The sequence below is a fragment of the Alteromonas sp. KUL17 genome (assembly GCF_006538305.1).
Classification (GTDB): Bacteria; Pseudomonadota; Gammaproteobacteria; order Enterobacterales; family Alteromonadaceae; genus Alteromonas; species Alteromonas macleodii.
Genome location: NZ_BJKJ01000016.1, coordinates 45,595 through 61,871 on the forward strand (window position 1 = coordinate 45,595; position 16,277 = coordinate 61,871).

Annotated in this window: 15 protein-coding genes; 12 read left to right on the top strand and 3 right to left on the bottom strand. The window is 45.0% G+C overall.

Going from position 1 to position 16,277, the window contains the following annotated elements:
- Positions 1-42: 42 nt before the first annotated feature.
- The 10 genes from rpoE (at position 43) to KUL49_RS14190 (ending at position 9,576) form a co-directional block, all read left to right on the top strand.
- Positions 43-621: an RNA polymerase sigma factor RpoE gene (gene rpoE, locus KUL49_RS14145; RefSeq protein ID WP_012518957.1), complete on the top strand. Its 579-nt coding sequence runs from the start codon at positions 43-45 to the stop codon at positions 619-621.
- A 99-nt stretch (positions 622-720) separates the two neighbouring features.
- Positions 721-1,302, top strand: a complete 582-nt coding sequence (locus KUL49_RS14150) for a sigma-E factor negative regulatory protein (RefSeq protein ID WP_014976995.1) — start codon at positions 721-723, stop codon at positions 1,300-1,302.
- Positions 1,303-1,426: 124 nt separating this feature from the next.
- Positions 1,427-2,611 (top strand): MucB/RseB C-terminal domain-containing protein, encoded by a 1,185-nt coding sequence (locus KUL49_RS14155; protein WP_131137718.1) that lies wholly within the window; start codon positions 1,427-1,429, stop codon positions 2,609-2,611.
- Between the two features lie 18 nt (positions 2,612-2,629).
- Positions 2,630-3,091 carry a SoxR reducing system RseC family protein gene (locus tag KUL49_RS14160; RefSeq protein WP_131137719.1) on the top strand — a complete coding sequence of 154 codons (462 nt, stop codon included), beginning with the start codon at positions 2,630-2,632 and terminating at the stop codon, positions 3,089-3,091.
- A 354-nt stretch (positions 3,092-3,445) separates the two neighbouring features.
- On the top strand, positions 3,446-5,242 hold the full coding sequence (lepA, locus tag KUL49_RS14165) for a translation elongation factor 4 (RefSeq protein WP_101565230.1): 1,797 nt from the start codon (positions 3,446-3,448) through the stop codon (positions 5,240-5,242).
- Positions 5,242-6,144: a signal peptidase I gene (gene lepB, locus KUL49_RS14170; protein WP_131137720.1), complete on the top strand. Its 903-nt coding sequence runs from the start codon at positions 5,242-5,244 to the stop codon at positions 6,142-6,144. The genes lepA and lepB overlap by 1 nt, the downstream gene beginning before the upstream one ends.
- Complete coding sequence (gene rnc, locus KUL49_RS14175; protein ID WP_014950103.1) at positions 6,144-6,830, top strand: ribonuclease III; 687 nt, start codon at positions 6,144-6,146, stop codon at positions 6,828-6,830. The genes lepB and rnc overlap by 1 nt, the downstream gene beginning before the upstream one ends.
- Positions 6,831-6,849: 19 nt before the next feature.
- Positions 6,850-7,761 (top strand): GTPase Era, encoded by a 912-nt coding sequence (era, locus tag KUL49_RS14180; protein ID WP_131137742.1) that lies wholly within the window; start codon positions 6,850-6,852, stop codon positions 7,759-7,761.
- A gap of 239 nt (positions 7,762-8,000) precedes the next feature.
- On the top strand, positions 8,001-8,639 hold the full coding sequence (gene pdxH / locus KUL49_RS14185; protein WP_014979782.1) for a pyridoxamine 5'-phosphate oxidase: 639 nt from the start codon (positions 8,001-8,003) through the stop codon (positions 8,637-8,639).
- A 115-nt stretch (positions 8,640-8,754) separates the two neighbouring features.
- Complete coding sequence (locus tag KUL49_RS14190) at positions 8,755-9,576, top strand: TatD family hydrolase (RefSeq protein WP_131137721.1); 822 nt, start codon at positions 8,755-8,757, stop codon at positions 9,574-9,576.
- Positions 9,577-9,593: 17 nt separating this feature from the next.
- Here the strand turns inward: KUL49_RS14190 and KUL49_RS14195 are convergent, their stop codons facing one another.
- Positions 9,594-10,310, bottom strand: coding sequence for a hypothetical protein (locus KUL49_RS14195; RefSeq protein WP_014976990.1), 717 nt, complete (start codon positions 10,308-10,310; stop codon positions 9,594-9,596).
- Positions 10,311-10,428: 118 nt separating this feature from the next.
- Between KUL49_RS14195 and serB the strand changes: the two genes are divergently transcribed.
- Positions 10,429-11,412, top strand: coding sequence for a phosphoserine phosphatase SerB (gene serB / locus KUL49_RS14200; RefSeq protein WP_131137722.1), 984 nt, complete (start codon positions 10,429-10,431; stop codon positions 11,410-11,412).
- A gap of 171 nt (positions 11,413-11,583) precedes the next feature.
- On the opposite strand, the gene KUL49_RS14205 is transcribed toward serB, so the two are convergent.
- The gene (locus KUL49_RS14205) at positions 11,584-14,109 is read right to left on the bottom strand and encodes a PilZ domain-containing protein (RefSeq protein WP_131137723.1); all 2,526 of its coding nucleotides are present in this window, start codon (positions 14,107-14,109) and stop codon (positions 11,584-11,586) included.
- Positions 14,110-14,299: 190 nt separating this feature from the next.
- Here KUL49_RS14205 and radA point away from each other — a divergent pair, with 190 nt between their 5' ends.
- Complete coding sequence (radA, locus tag KUL49_RS14210) at positions 14,300-15,667, top strand: DNA repair protein RadA (RefSeq protein WP_014950096.1); 1,368 nt, start codon at positions 14,300-14,302, stop codon at positions 15,665-15,667.
- A 108-nt stretch (positions 15,668-15,775) separates the two neighbouring features.
- Here radA and KUL49_RS14215 read toward each other — a convergent pair whose 3' ends face one another.
- Complete coding sequence (locus KUL49_RS14215; protein ID WP_131137724.1) at positions 15,776-16,183, bottom strand: PilZ domain-containing protein; 408 nt, start codon at positions 16,181-16,183, stop codon at positions 15,776-15,778.
- Positions 16,184-16,277: the final 94 nt, after the last annotated feature.

The window sequence follows — 16,277 nt, forward strand, 5'->3', positions numbered from 1 at the left end:
GTTAGAGCTATTGTGTAGTTGAAGTAGGGAGTAATGGCTCGAATGAGCGAGCAGATAACCGACCAACAACTGGTCGAAAAAGTACAGCGTGGCGATAAAAATGCGTTCAACTTGTTGGTAACTCGTTATCAACATAAAGTGATGCATCTCGTTTCTCGCTATGTGAAAAATACCGGTGACGTTGCTGATGTAACGCAAGAAGCGTTTATCAAAGCATACCGTGCCTTACCTAATTTTCGTGGCGACAGTGCATTTTATACTTGGCTTTATCGCATTGCGGTAAACAGTGCCAAGAACTATCTTGTATCTCAAGGTCGCAAGCCGCCTGCAAGCGATGTCGATGCTGACGAAGCAGATTTCTACGAGGGTAGTGATGCATTAAAAGAGCAATCTACACCCGAGCGAAGCCTGTTATCTGAGGAAATTGAAGAAACCCTGTTTAAGGTAGTTGAGAAGCTGCCGGACGATTTACGTATGGCGATAACGCTGCGTGAAATTGAAGGGTTGAGCTATGAAGAAATCGCGAACGTAATGTCGTGTCCTGTGGGTACGGTGAGATCCCGTATTTTTAGGGCTCGCGAGGCGATTGATAAAGTTATTCAACCGTTGTTAGAAAATTAAAAAGAAATAAAATCAAAAAAAGATGAACTTTCTTTTTTCCACGATGACTAACAGCTGTGTTAGGGTAGTTAACGATCACTTTGATCTGGAAATGAATATATGACGCAACAGCAAGAAAAATTGTCCGCATTCATGGATGGTGAGATAGAAGGCAATGACATCATTGATGCGATTAAGCAAGATGAAGCGCTTCAGGCCAAATGGCAACGTTACCATGTGTATCGCGGTGCAATGCGAAAAGAAGCAAGTGTTGCTCCACAGTTGGACATCACCGCAAGCGTAGCAGCTGCGCTTGAAAACGAGCCTGCTATAGTCGCACCTAAACGCTCGCGCTGGCAGTCGATACCATTGATTGGCAATGTTGTTCCTTTTGCGAAGCAGTCAGGCCAGTTTGCAGTAGCCGCGTCGGTGGCAGTGGCAGTTATCTTTGGTGTTCAATACACTAATCAAGAAGCGCCTACCGAGCCATTTATGACAGCGCCAACGATTGCTCCTCAAGGTGGATTGTCTCCAGTGAGTTTGGAACAAACCAGAACGTTACCACGTAACGACATGAATGAAATGCTTGAGAAAAAGCGCAAAATTAATGCATTGATTGCTGATCATGAGCAGCAAATAAAGCTTAAGCAAGCGCAAGAGGACGAAGGTGAAAGCGAAACAAGTGGACCAGAGCGCCCATAAGTTATCGCAGCCAGTCAACATTAGTTGGAATGTGCTTTCGCAAGTAAATTGCGACTGACATGCATTTCATATTTTAATCATACCAGCATATACTGCTGGTATGTTTGTTTTAAGGCGGGAAAAAATGCGCTGTAGTTCTATCCTTGCACTTTTTTTCATTTCGGGCGCGGCTATTCAGCCCACTATTGCCCAAACTACTTCGCTGAGCGAAGAAACGAAAGCTCCTATTGCCCCAGTCCAAAACGTGAATGATGGCGACGTTGAATTAGACGCTTACTCAGAATCAAACACGAGGGCTGGCCGACTAGATGAAGCCGATCAAGAAGAAGCAGTGCGAGAAGACGTGATTCAAGAGCAACTTGAACAAAGTCGAAGCGAGCAAAATGCATCTGCTTCTCGCACACGAGAGCCTCAATCGGCCAACCAGTGGTTAGCTGAACTTCAAAACATTATAACCAATGCCAATTTCCAAGTGTCTTTTGTGCAAACTATTGCAGGAAAGGAAACCGTTCCATATTTATGGCGCCACGGGATTATGGAAGATGGCTCTGAATTAGAGCAGTTAAATCTTCAAAATGGACCAGGCCGCGAGCTTATTCGTGTGAACGATGTGGTGAGTGTATTTGAGCCAGATGTACAACCCTATAGTTTGCGCTCGAAGCACATTAACGGGCCTATTCCTAGCGCACTACTTTATCACCCTGAACAGCTAGCTGAAGCTTATGAGTTTGTAGCGGTGGGCCGAGCCCGGGTGGCAGGGCGTTCAGCGCAGCAGATACGAATAGTCAGCCGAGATAATACGCGATTTGGCTACCAGCTTTGGCTGGATGAGTCATCAGGCATGTTGCTCAAACTGAACATGCTTGATTTGCAAGGGGCGCTATTAGAACAAATTCAGGTCACGGCATTTGCGATATCTGCAGAGCCTGCAGAATATTTCTCACGCATAAATTCGGCGTCGTTACCCGCGCCCATGGCGCTAAGCAACACGCCAAATCGTGCACACAAATGGGACGTCACCTATTTGCCGGCTGGCATGCGAGAAATAAAGCAAGACACAAGACGATTGGCCTTAACAGGGCAAATTGTAGAATATAAACTCTTTTCAGACGGATTGGTGGATGTATCTGTGTATGTTCAGCCAGCAGAAGATGCGTTAGGTGAGACGCTGGCGCTGCGTAATGAAGTGAGTACGTTTTTAACGTTAACAGACGGCAAGGCTCAAGTGACAGTGGTGGGAGAAATACCTTTGCAAACCGCTAACGCTATTGCTACGTCTTTACGCCCCGTCAGCAGTGTAAGTGAATAACCGCGCAATTGAGTAACAATGATAAGAGAAACCGCCACCGTAGTTGCCGTTAATGGGGATACGGTCACCGTAGAAGCAGCGATTAAATCGACCTGTAACGCATGCCAAGCACAAAGTGATTGTGGTACCGGCGTTATTTCTCGTGCGCTTGCACCGAAAACGCAGCAGTTGACGCTGCGCACTCCCATGCCTGTGCGGGTTGGCCAAGAAGTGACTGTAGGCATACCGGAAGCAGGTATTTTAAGTGCATCGGCTTGGTTGTATTTGCTACCGCTCATAGCGTTTATCGGGGCATATTCGGTGTCTATATCATTACTTAGTAGTAACGGCTTTACTCATGAGTTATGGGCCATGTTGCCAAGTGGGTTAGTAACCTTCTTTACCTATAAGTTAATTGCTTACAAGTTGCGTCGTGTAGAACGTACAAAATATCAACCTGTCCTATTAGGTCAACAAGACCACAGTGCAGTAGAACATTGATCTTTTTGAAGGGCTTTGCGCTGCTCAATGGTTTAATACGGGACTGTCTAATACGAGGCCGGCTTATACGAGGCCAATTTATAAGAGGCCATTTTGTACGAGGCCAATTTATACGAGATTATAGCGTTAACTCACGCTCATCAATGTAGCCAAGTTTTGAGATAAGACGAGGAAGTCACGTCAGGTTGCCACTTCCATTCGTTATGTTTCTTGAAAGTAATAAATTTTCCACCACGCCAATTCGCTTTTCGCGCAAGAAATGGGTAAAATCCGCACGCGCTGCGTATAAGCCTTGAAGCAAGGCAAGCAGCATTTTTTGTTTAATGAATTTTTCTGCAGGTAATTTCCAGCATTATGCAACAATCGCACATTCGTAACTTCAGTATTATCGCCCACATTGACCACGGTAAGTCTACGCTGTCAGACCGTCTAATCCAGCATTGTGGAGGGCTAACAGACCGTGAAATGGCTGAACAGGTTCTCGACTCAATGGACCTGGAAAAAGAACGCGGTATTACTATCAAAGCGCAAAGCGTAACGCTGAACTACGAAGCGCGCGACGGTGAAACTTATCAGCTTAACTTCATCGACACTCCCGGACACGTTGATTTTACCTATGAAGTATCTCGTTCTCTTGCTGCCTGTGAAGGTGCGCTTTTGGTTGTTGATGCAGGTCAGGGCGTAGAAGCACAGACTTTGGCAAACTGCTATACCGCCATCGAGATGGATATGGAAGTGGTGCCTGTACTAAATAAAATCGACCTGCCTCAGGCTGAACCAGACCGCGTTGCAGAAGAAATTGAAGATATTGTTGGTATCGATGCACTGGACGCTGTGCGCTGCTCAGCAAAAACCGGTATCGGTATTGAAGATGTACTTGAAGTTATTGTAAATAAAATTCCGCCGCCAGAAGGTGACCGCGAAGCGCCACTTAAGGCGTTGATTATCGACTCTTGGTTTGACAACTATCAAGGCGTTGTTTCACTGGTACGTATTGTCGAAGGCCAGTTGACCAAGAAAGACAAAATTCAAATTATGTCAAACGGTCAAACGCATCAGGTTGACAAAATTGGTGTATTTACGCCTAAGCCACTCGATACAGGCACATTAAGAGCCGGTGAAGTAGGCTTTATCATTGCAGGGATTAAAGATATCCAAGGCGCGCCTGTGGGCGACACCATTACCTTGGCTCGCGAGCCAGCTGATGCAATGCTGCCGGGCTTTAAAAAGGTTAAACCTCAGGTTTATGCCGGTATTTTCCCAATAAGCTCAGACGATTATGAAGATTTCCGTGATGCCCTTGCGAAATTAAGCCTAAATGACGCTTCACTGTTTTATGAGCCAGAAAGCTCTGCAGCGCTAGGTTTTGGATTCCGTATTGGTTTCCTTGGCATGCTGCACATGGAAATCATTCAAGAGCGTTTAGAGCGTGAATATGACTTGGGTCTTATCACTACTGCGCCAACGGTAATATACGAAGTAGAAACGACCAAAGGCGAAACCCTTACTGTAGATAGCCCGGCTAAGCTACCTCCGGTAAATGATATCGCTGAAATTCGTGAGCCTATGGTTGAAGCCAATATTCTTGTGCCACAAGAGTATCTAGGCAACGTAATTACACTTTGCGTTGAAAAGCGCGGTATGCAAACCAACATGACGTACCACGGTAAGCAAGTGGCGGTGACCTACGAACTGCCAATGGCAGAAGTGGTGCTCGATTTCTTCGACCGTTTGAAATCTACGAGCCGTGGTTTTGCATCGCTTGATTACAACTTTAAGCGTTTCCAGGCATCAGACATGGTGCGTGTTGATATTCTTATTAACGGTGAACGTGTAGACGCGTTAGCAGTAATTACGCATAGAGAAAACTCTCAAGGCCGTGGTCGTGAGCTAGTCGAAAAGCTTCGCGAGCTTATTCCACGACAAATGTTCGATATCGCTATTCAGGCGGCTATCGGTAACCATATTGTTGCAAGAAGTACAGTTAAACAGCTACGTAAAAACGTAATCGCGAAGTGTTACGGCGGTGACGTAAGTCGTAAGAAGAAACTACTTCAAAAGCAGAAAGAAGGTAAAAAGCGAATGAAGCAAGTGGGTAATGTTGAATTGCCACAAGATGCGTTCCTTGCAGTATTGAAGGTGGGCAAATAATGGCGAATTACTTCTCCTTGATTTTGGTGGCACTCACCTTAATAACAGGATTAATCTGGCTAGTGGATAGCCTAGTGTTTGCACCAAAACGAAAAGCACGCTTACAGGCTGCGGCAACCGCAGAAGGGGCGGGCTACGGAGAAGATCCTCAACTGCCGTACCTTGTTGATACTTCGCAACAGATTTTTCCTGTTATTGCTTTCGTGTTGGTATTGCGTTCGTTTTTATATGAACCATTTCAAATTCCATCAGGTTCTATGATGCCTACCTTACTGGTTGGTGACTTCATCTTGGTTGAAAAGTTTGCCTATGGCGTGAAAGACCCGGTTTTCAGAAGTAAGCTTATTGAAACTGGCGTTCCAGAGCGTGGCGATGTGGTGGTTTTCAAGTACCCTGAAGAGCCTTCAATTGACTACATTAAGCGCGTGATCGGTTTACCGGGCGATACTGTGGTTTATCAAAATAAACAGGTTTATATCAAACCGAAGTGTGAGACTGGCAACAACTGTCCTAAATTGAAAGCCGTACCGCTGACGTTCCAAGAGCGTGGTGAGTTCGTACAGGACATGGCGCAGCTTATGCGTTACACCGAAGATTTAGGCACAGTAGAGCACGACATTTTGCGCCACCCAGTACGCGAGATTTCGCCGGTTAATTTTTATACCCAGCCTGGAACGCGCAGCAATGAGTGGATTGTGCCAGAAGGTCAGTATTTCGTGCTAGGCGATAACCGTGACAACAGCCGCGACAGCCGTTTTTGGGGTTTTGTGCCAGATGCAAACTTGGTTGGAAAAGCGGTGGCGGTTTGGATTTCATTTGAATTTGAGCGCAGTCCGTCAGACTTCCTTCCAACTTGGGTACCAACAGGTGTTCGATTTGAGCGAGCAGGTGGCATTCATTAATGCAGGGAATTGATAAATATCGTCGTCTGTACAAGGCGATAGGCTACACATTTACCAATGAAGCTTTATTGGAACAAGCACTTACTCATCGCAGTGCGGCTAAACAGCACAATGAGCGACTAGAATTTCTGGGTGACGCTATTTTAGGCATGATTGTTGGGGAAACGCTGTTTAAGCGATTCCCAACTGTGCCAGAAGGCAAACTCACACGAATGCGCTCTACTTTGGTTAAAGGAGACACACTGGCAGAACTTGCAAAGGAAGCCAGTGTGGGTGAACTACTTAACTTAGGGCCCGGTGAGCTCAAAAGCGGTGGTCATCGCAGAAGTTCGATTTTAGCCGATGCAGTTGAAGCTATTTTAGGGGCTATTTACCTCGATTCCGGTATGGACGAGGTACGAGGTGTTATAGACCGTTTATGGGAAACCCGCATTAACAAACTAGACCCTAATGCCCACCCTAAAGACAGCAAAACTCGTCTTCAGGAGTTTTTACAAGGTCGTAAACAAGCGCTACCAACCTATGAAGTGCTGTCTATTTCAGGGAAAGATCATGCTCAGACTTTTGAAGTTAGCTGTCAGGTAGAAAGTCTACCAGAAGCGGTAGTGGCGTCTGGCAATAGCCGTCGAAAAGCAGAACAAGAAGCTGCTCGTTTAACATTGGAGAAGCTTGATGACAACGCATGACGAATCGAATTTGCCAGAAATGCGTGATATTCAAACTCGCTGTGGCCTAGTTGCCATAGTAGGTCGCCCTAATGTGGGTAAATCGACCTTGCTCAATCGCTTGCTAGGTCAAAAAGTAAGCATCACGTCGCGTAAGCCGCAAACCACGCGCCACCGCATTCTCGGTATAGATACCGATGGTGACTATCAAGCGATTTACGTTGATACCCCTGGGCTTCACCAAGATGAAAAGCGCGCGATTAATCGCTACATGAACCGCGCGGCATCAAGCTCTTTGGCTGAGGTTGGTCTTGTGCTTTTCGTTGTTGAAGGCGATCGATTCAACGCCGAAGATGAAATGGTATTAAGTAAGGTTAAACAAGCAAACCTTCCTTGCTATCTCATCGTAAACAAGATGGATAAGGTTGAAGACAAAGAAAACTTTATGGTTCACCTTAAAAAGCTTGGCGAAAAGCACCCGTTTGAGCACATGATCCCTATCAGTGCTAAACAGGGCCGAATGGTTGACGAAATTAGAGAGTTAGTGGCCAAGTCGCTACCTAAAAGTGAGTTTTTCTTCCCGGAAGATTACATTACTGACCGCTCAAGCCGCTTTATGGCTGCTGAAATCATTCGCGAAAAGCTTATGCGCTTTACCGGCGATGAACTGCCTTACTCTACTACTGTGGAAATTGAGCAATTCAAAATGGCAGACAATGGTGTTTATCGTATCAGCGGTCTGATTTTGGTAGAGCGTGAAACCCAAAAACGCATGATCATCGGCAAAGGCGGAAAGCATTTGAAAACCATTGGTGAGCAAGCGCGTAAAGATATGGAAAACTTGTTCGACAACAAAGTATTTCTAGAACTTTGGGTGAAAGTGAAACAAGGCTGGGCAGACGATGAACGTGCTCTGCGCTCTCTAGGTTACGGTGACGACAGTAACTTCTAGTTCACGCTAATATTATCCTTATAACGCTAGTTAGCTGTAACTGGCGTTATATTAGCACGTTATATTAGCACGTTATATTAGCAAAGATAGTGAGTCAGCATCCTCGCCAAGTGGTGTAGCTGATGGCTTGTGGGCAACTACCTCAGTTAGATGCGCTTATGTGAGCATTTACACGGTGGTTTATTTACTCGGTTTTAACATCTCTAGCAGGCACAACAACTTCTTTTTAGGATCGGTATATGGCAATTTCAGATATGCGCAGGCAGTACTCAAAGGGCAGTTTGAGTGAGTCAGATATTACTTCAAGTCCATTTATCATGTTCGATAAATGGTTAAAAGACGCCATAGACGCCGGAATTCCTGATCCTACTGCAATGACGGTTGCCACCGTCGATGCCAGCGGCCAACCCTCTCAGCGTATCGTTTTGTTAAAAGATGTCAGTGAAAAGGGCTTTGTGTTTTTCACTAACTTAGGCAGCCGTAAGGCACAAGAGTTAGCGGTAAACCCTAAAGTGTCGTGCCACTTTCCCTGGTTTTTTATGGAACGTCAGGTTCGCGTATGTGGCAGCGTTGAAAAGCTTTCTGTTTCTGAGAATGCTGCTTATTTCTTTTCGCGACCGAAAGACAGTCAGCTAGCAGCGTACGCGTCAAAACAAAGCAAACCTATTGGCAGCAGGGAGCTTCTACTGACCCAGTTTAAGCAGTTAAAAGATAAGTTTGCTAACAAAGAGCTTCCCGTGCCGGACTTTTGGGGCGGTTTCAGAATCGTGCCTCATCAAATTGAGTTTTGGCAAGGTGGAGAAGATAGGCTACATGACCGCTTTGAATACAACAAAACTGAAGATGGCGCATGGGTAACACAGCGCCTAATGCCGTAGGGAATACGTTCACCTTTCGTTCTCGCTAAAGCACTTCTCTAGAATGTGAGCCCGTTTAACTATTGAGCTTGTAGATAGCGTGCGGCGAGATAGGTAACAAGGAGGCATCTAAGCCGTGATTGATAGTCATTGCCATCTCGACTTACTTGCACAAAAGAAAGATCTTAGAGTTGCATTAGAAAGCGCCAAAGCCGCAGGGCTTACCCGCATCATGGCGCCTAGCATTACCCCCGAATCTTGGCAGGCGTTACAAGCGCTCAATGAACGCTATGAAAGCCTTTTATCTATTGATACTGCGCTTGGACTCCATCCTTATTTTTTAACTGGCAGTGAGCTTGAAAAGCCAGAGCAAACACTCAAGAAGAGTCTTCGTCAACTTGAGGACGCTACGGCTAACTTGCACCCTTCGGTAAAAGCCGTGGGGGAAACAGGTATCGATGGGCATATAAGCGTGCCATTAGCGCTTCAAAAGGAAGCGCTACATAACCATTTGAAACTTGCCGATAAAGTATCGTTACCCGTAATTTTACATCACAGAAAAAGTCATCATCTGCTAGTTGAAGCATTGAAGCAAACCAAATACCAAGGTATAGGCGTTGTACATGCTTTTTCAGGAAGTATTGAAGCGGCCAAAGGGTATATTGAAAGAGGGTTTTACCTAGGTATAGGCGGTACGATTACCTATGAGCGTGCTCAAAAAACACGAAACACCCTTGGGTTTTTGTTAGAACACCATATTGATAAATTGCTTTTAGAAACGGATGCCCCTGATATGCCCATGTGCGGTAGACAAGGAGAAGCAAACGAACCTCGTTATTTATCAGATGTCGTTGATGTTATAAGCGACCGCTATGACGTGTCACATAAAGAAATAGTGTCCACCACCACAGCGAACTACACTCGACTATTCAATATTGATGCTGGAAGTGAAGCATAGACTTCCAAATTAGCTATCTAGCGCTTCTCTTTATTTCTTTTTGATTCGATTACCTGAATAAACCATGGGCGAGATTTATAAAAGGCCCGGGTTAGGTAAATACCTAGCATGAGCGCTAAAAAGACGAGAATGCACGCAATAAGAGCAAGCTGGTAACGCAATGTCAGTGGACTCTCGAGGACAGCCTGCGTGTTCATGTGAATATTCACATAACCTAGTAAATTTTCATTATCGTCAGTGATAACGCCAACATAGGTTAGCGGCGTTACACTTTGCGACTGACTCATCGACACCACACTGGCAATTTGAGGCAAAGGAGCAATATACCTCCCGTCCTTATCAAACACAGACAAGGCAAGAATGTGTGGCTCGTCGACCAAAATAGAGGCGACACTTTCAATAAACTCCCGTTGAGTGAGAGTATCAGATAGCGCGGAATCTACATTGTTCTCAGTTTCCTGATTCGAAAGTGCGTCAGCGATAAAGGCAGGTTGTAGCAGTTTTGCATACTGCCTTGCTATGCTCTCACCAGAGAAGCGAGTTTGAACGGTAAGCCAGTCGTTTTGGTATTGTTGGAATAACAGAAGCAATACCACTATCAAAGCAAACACCGCACTCACTACTATTGTGTGGAACAATCGCTTTAGAACTGTGTACAACGAATGCGAGTCATTCTTTGTTTGTGAAGCTGCTTTGCTTAGCCCGTCTACCAATTCGCTTTTCCATAAAGTCACGAGGGTTGCCTAACAGTAGGATAATTCGAAATAATTTAAAAGGAGATATTTTATTAGTTAGCCTAATTGGTTAGCATTAGAGCACCATTTGCCAATCACCGCAGTTTCTGTGTGCGTTATGAAAGACACTCTTCTTAATAATATCGATAATGACGATATCCATTTAGCTTCTTTTTTGTCTCATGTAGTTAGCAATAGTCACAACGACAGTGCGTATTCACATACGTTAACCGTTATTGGTCAAGCTGTAACACCTTATCTACTGCACAGCGTTTTAATTAAACTCAACGATGTGTTTACTCCTTCTAGCGCTGCTTTCCATCATTTACACAAGCAAATGGGGGATGATGTAATAGAAATTAGAGGTGCTTTGCAAAACACTGAACTTGAGCAGATTAAGCCACTGCTGGGCGACGTATCCAAGGCATATAATGTTGATGTTGGTTTGCAGGGCTCTCGCCCCTCATTGTCTGAGCCAGGACTACTGGTCATGGACATGGATAGCACTGTCATCTCGATTGAATGTATCGATGAAATAGCTAAATTGGCGGGTGTTGGCGAGCAGGTGGCAGAAGTTACCGCTAAGGCAATGCGAGGAGAAATTGCGTTTAATGATAGCTTAACGCATAGAGTGGCCTGCTTGGAAGGCGTGCCAGTTAGTCACCTTAATCAAATTCGTGACAGCATACCTATCATGCCCGGCATTCAAGCCTTGCTTACTCACTTGAAACAGCATAATTGGAAATTAGCGATCGCCTCAGGTGGATTCACCTTTTTCGCTGACCACCTAAAAGCAAGGCTTGGACTCGATTTTGCCATTTCTAACACGCTTGCGGTGAAAAACGAGCAGCTGACTGGAAAAGTAGAGGGTGAAATTGTCAATGCAGACGTTAAGGCGCGAACCGTAAACGCCCTTGCCGAGAAGTGGCAAATTTCAGCCAAACAAACCGTTGCTATGGGTGATGGAGCTAACGATTTGGTAATGATGGCTGAATCAGCGCTAGGCGTGGCGTGTCACGGTAAGCCACTGGTTAATGAAAAGGCGGATGTGGCAATCCGCATTGGCAGTTTACATAGCCTTCTGTATTTTCTAGACAAGTAGTTAGCGAGAGTCTGTAATACAAGCGTTAGTTTTGGGGCAATAAAACTAGCGCTTCACACTTTATCGGTTACCTTTCACCAGCCACAAGTTTCCAAAATCTTGTGATTAAAATCCTCCCGTGATGGGTCTTAACCTACGGGCTCATTTAAATTGATAGGCTTTGCTATTTCACTACGCGTTGCGCGCAATAGCTTTAGGTTGAACCGCACTTTTTAACGTTTTATTTGCCGTGATGTCTTCCACTGTAAAGCCGTATCTTATAAGTACTTCATCTGTGACATCGACTAGGTGAGAGCACGCTGCAATACTCCACATTTTCTTCTCTAGCTCACGGGCCCGGTGCATGGCGTACATGGTGACGTAATTGATTTCCGTTTGCAGCATGGTCATGTCTGGCTTGCCGGTTGTGGTTAGCATGATATGAATGGCCACGAACTGGCCGCGAACCATAGCTTCTCTAATAAATGCTCGGCGCTGCTCGTTATTTTCGAATTTATCGGAATAGCGAGGAATGATCGCCATTCGCGGCTCTTTTTGTGATGCATCGAATGAGATAAATAATTCCTGTCGCAACGGCATATTTTCAAGCTTAACGGCCTTAATGCCACTTTGTACAAAAGGTATATCTTGTTTTCTGTCTCTAAAGAGAAACTCTAAATTCACTTGCCCACGTTCGGCGTATTGCGTGGTTAGCGTGGTTATGCGTTCGTCCTGCTTTCCGACAATACAAGCCTGTGGAGTGTAGCGAACACCTTCCTTACTCATTAAGAAGGATAGGGAAGTAGCGTTTCGCGCATTAATACAACGAAGCGCCTGTCCCATGCCTGGTACTTCTTCTTCGTCGTTCTCTACTTTAAGGCTGCCTTTGTTCTTTTTAATCAGTTCTTCAAAGAAGTTTCTAGCACTTTTGCCTTCGTCGCCCGGCATAGTTTTTAAATGAAGAATGTTCTTGTCGACGTTGTGATAAATGATTTCGTATTGCAAATGCATGACATCAAAGGAACTGGCAATTTCTTGCAGACGAGGGAAGGCGACTTCTACTTTGCCCTCTAAATTACCTTTATATTCTTTTCTCAACTCTATACGAAGTCCAAGTCCATGCACCGAAATATCTTCGCTGATCCCTTTGTGCACCAGTTCTTCATCATTGAAGCGAGCTTCAATTTGGGTTCTCAGCTGATAGCGACTTTCAATGCGTTGCTCTTCATATTTAAACCTGACAACCTGAACATTCGAAGGAGCGCGATTGCGCGGATGCCCAAAATTTCGCAGATGAGAGAGGTTTTCTCGATTAAACTTAAACTCGTTGTAGGTCTCTTGCCCTGTTACTGAGGTTACATCGGTTACGTGTGCCAAGAATCGCAGGTTTTTCAGCTTTGACATTAGTCGAGCTGATGGCGGAGTGTTTAGTTTTTTAACTTTATTACCTACAGAATCCGGAATGGAAAGCGGGATATGGGCCTGCTCAGGGTCAACCTCTGTTAAGGTTATTTTAAATACCCGCCAACTCGCTTTTTTAGAGCCAAACCCTAAAAATACTCGGGTTAGTACGTCTTTTTGCAAGAGTTCCTCGTAAGACGCTGAGTAAAAGTAGACCTTGTCGTTCTGCAAATGAGTAAAACTAAATACGAAAATCTCTCTTACTTCTTCTGACTTCTGCAATAAGCGCATAAGCCTTTCCTGGGTGAGTAAGAAGTTCAATCGACAGTTATCGTCTTCGTCTTGCCAATACTGCACGGTTTCGCGGTTCACTTCGTTAACCATAGCAAACCGGGGAACCAGCGTTTTATTAATGACGTCTATATACACCGGCAGCGTGGGGCTACGCGGCGAAAAGTACTGCTCACAAATCTTACTGGTAATCGCCTCAATCGTATTGCTCATATTAACTTTATATCGGCGTTTATTGCCGTGTATAAAGCTTTCTAAGAATTTGTCGAATGCGGGGCTTGGCTTTTCTTTATCTCGTTGCAAGGCAAGATAGTTAACATCGTTTTTAGTTATTATCTTTACGAGCTTATATGCAATGCCATTCTTTTTGTCCATGGCAAATTCATTCTCTAAGCCCCTAAAGAATATAAACAGCGTTTCTCCTTTTTTGAAAAACGCGTCTTTAGAGAGTTTTACCTGCAAGCCTTCAAGAGATATATCAACACTCAAACCGCGCATTGATTGATTGGCGCTATTAAATAATTCTACCGCCACAGCGAAGTTCATGCGTTCAGTGTTGCGCTGTCTGTAATCAAGCAGGTTTACGGTAGGAACTTTAAACTGCTCCAATACTGCTGAGCGCTTTTTGAGTTCAGGATTTTCTTTATCAGCGCGTTCTTGTGCGAGTTCTTTTTCGCGCATTAAGCGAAAGTTGTTTTCGGTGTTTTGTACCGCTTCGTAAACACCGTAAGTATATCGGCCAAATACCCTCAACTGCTCTTCAAACTTGTCAACAGCGACGTCATCCATGTAATGGCTACGTCCTTCGTGTACATATTTATTGCACTTTCCGTCAACATGACCACGCAAGTCTATGGTGCGCATACAGGGTTTGGCTAGGCGTTTCACTTCCATTTTGATGAGGAAGCGCTTTTCTTTCGGCACATCAGATGCAGTTTGAAGCAATACCTGGTTAAACTCAGGCTCATTAACCATGGGCTTTAGCTGTTCAATAATATCAGCATATTGCTTTAAATCTTGACTCATGAATGCGCAACTTTGTTGTTTAGTATCATTATTTTAGTTGTTATCGGCAAATCAGCAAAACTCATTAACCCGTAAAGTCGTTATACTTTTGTACCAGTTTTACTGAAGGAGAACTGACCTTAGGTTTGTGCTTATTTCACCGTTGTTAAGTGTTAGAATACTCTTTTTAAGCAATGGATAAAACTGGAATATGGCAAAACGTAAAACTGCTTATGTGTGTTCTGACTGCGGTGCAGAGTTCCCTCGCTGGCAAGGTCAATGTTCGGAGTGTAAAGCGTGGAATACGATAAGTGAGTTTGTGGTTGCAAGTGCCAAAAGTGTCGCACGCCAAACCACGTCAGGCTATGCTGGGCAAACCGCTGCCAAAATTGAGACATTAAATGCAATAGATCTCGAATCACTACCGCGATTCTCGTCAACATTTAAAGAGCTAGATAGAGTGCTAGGGGGCGGGATAGTCCCTGGGGCAGCTATGTTAATTGGTGGATCGCCAGGTGCAGGCAAGAGTACGCTTCTGCTTCAAGTAATGTGTCAGATGGCAAAAAGTGAAACCGCGCTTTATGTCACGGGGGAAGAGTCGCTTCAGCAAGTCGCCATGCGAGCAAAGCGCTTAAATCTACCTGACGACAAGCTGATGATGTTAGCCGAAACAAACGTGGAAACTATCTGCGATTTAGCCCTTACGAAAAAGCCTAAAATTATGGTTATCGACTCTATTCAGGTGATGCACGTGTCAGACGTTCAGTCTGCGCCAGGCAGTGTGTCGCAAGTACGAGAAAGCGCGGCGTATTTAACGCGCTTTGCCAAGCAAAATCATATTGCTATGTTCATTGTTGGCCATGTAACGAAAGACGGTAACTTGGCGGGTCCGAAAGTTCTTGAGCACTGTATCGACAGCTCTATGATGCTGGAAGGAGAAAGTGATGGTCGCTACCGTACGCTTCGAAGCCATAAAAACCGCTTTGGTGCGGTAAATGAGCTCGGCGTGTTTGCCATGACAGAAAAAGGCCTTAAAGAGGTAAGCAACCCATCGGCCATATTCTTAAGTCGAGGTGACAATGAAACGCCAGGGTCTAGCGTTATGGTTATCTGGGAGGGCACCCGCCCGTTACTTGTAGAAATACAGGCGTTGGTAGACTATTCGCAGATGTCGAACCCAAGGCGAATCGCTGTAGGGTTGGATCAGAACCGTTTGTCGATGCTGCTCGCGGTTTTGCATCGCCATGGCAATGTGCAAATGAACGATCAAGACGTTTTTGTCAACGTGGTAGGCGGTGTAAGAGTATCAGAGACCAGTGCAGACTTAGCCTTATTATTGGCCATGATTTCAAGTTTTAGAAATCGCTCGCTGCCCAGAGATTTAATTGTATTCGGCGAAGTCGGGCTAGCCGGCGAGATTCGCCCGGTTCCTAACGGAACGGAACGCATTATCGAGGCAGCGAAACATGGTTTTAAGCGGGCGATCGTGCCAAAAGCCAATGCGCCTAAGCAAGCCATCAATGGTATGAAAGTGGTACCGGTAGCGCGCTTATCTGAGGCGTTAGACGCGCTTGAGTAATGAGAAAGGCTCAACATTTAAGTAAAGTGTTGACGGTGCCTGTTAAATTGAAAGGCCTATTAAATGGGCCTTTCCTGCATTAAACGAGTGAAACGCGTTTTTTAGAGGTTAATGTGGCGCCTGATAAACCGCATTAACTAACGCATTCAGGTCTTTCTCTTCAATACTGGCGTCGTCGCTGTTTAAAGTAATTAAACGACGAAGGGCGCTAATGCTGTCTACATCCATTCGTTCAACTTTACAGCCTAATGAAACCCGTTCTTTTCTACTGTCGGCATGACGATACAACTGCGAAATAGAAAGGGTTATTACAGGACTGTCTTCATTTGCTTGGAAGGTAGCAGTGTAAGGGTCGTGACTGTCGAAGGGTAAGTGTGACAACGCCGTTTCGGTAGCTTGAAGTTTAATGCCTTGAAGCGATACGTCGCTGACTACCACATCAATACTAATGTCATTGTGTGCCAGTGTGCCATTTACATTCAGTGACACCCGTTGAAATTGGCGCTTATCCGTCATTTTTCAAATACCCAGTTATCATTAACGCTGTTATACCAGTCCGCGTAGATAATTGCCCACTGAGTGGGTAATGACCTATGCGGACTGGTATTAG

Bases quoted from the DNA above. Each gene is read 5' to 3' on its own strand.
- rpoE (WP_012518957.1), top strand. From the start codon at position 43: ATGAGCGAGCAGATAACCGACCAACAACTGGTCGAAAAAGTACAGCGT.
- radA (WP_014950096.1), top strand. From the start codon at position 14,300: ATGGCAAAACGTAAAACTGCTTATGTGTGTTCTGACTGCGGTGCAGAG.
- serB (WP_131137722.1), top strand. From the start codon at position 10,429: ATGAAAGACACTCTTCTTAATAATATCGATAATGACGATATCCATTTA.
- KUL49_RS14215 (WP_131137724.1), bottom strand. From the start codon at position 16,183: ATGACGGATAAGCGCCAATTTCAACGGGTGTCACTGAATGTAAATGGC.
- lepB (WP_131137720.1), top strand. From the start codon at position 5,242: ATGGCGAATTACTTCTCCTTGATTTTGGTGGCACTCACCTTAATAACA.
- era (WP_131137742.1), top strand. From the start codon at position 6,850: ATGCGTGATATTCAAACTCGCTGTGGCCTAGTTGCCATAGTAGGTCGC.
- rnc (WP_014950103.1), top strand. From the start codon at position 6,144: ATGCAGGGAATTGATAAATATCGTCGTCTGTACAAGGCGATAGGCTAC.
- KUL49_RS14160 (WP_131137719.1), top strand. From the start codon at position 2,630: ATGATAAGAGAAACCGCCACCGTAGTTGCCGTTAATGGGGATACGGTC.
- lepA (WP_101565230.1), top strand. From the start codon at position 3,446: ATGCAACAATCGCACATTCGTAACTTCAGTATTATCGCCCACATTGAC.
- KUL49_RS14205 (WP_131137723.1), bottom strand. From the start codon at position 14,109: ATGAGTCAAGATTTAAAGCAATATGCTGATATTATTGAACAGCTAAAG.
- KUL49_RS14155 (WP_131137718.1), top strand. From the start codon at position 1,427: ATGCGCTGTAGTTCTATCCTTGCACTTTTTTTCATTTCGGGCGCGGCT.
- pdxH (WP_014979782.1), top strand. From the start codon at position 8,001: ATGGCAATTTCAGATATGCGCAGGCAGTACTCAAAGGGCAGTTTGAGT.
- KUL49_RS14150 (WP_014976995.1), top strand. From the start codon at position 721: ATGACGCAACAGCAAGAAAAATTGTCCGCATTCATGGATGGTGAGATA.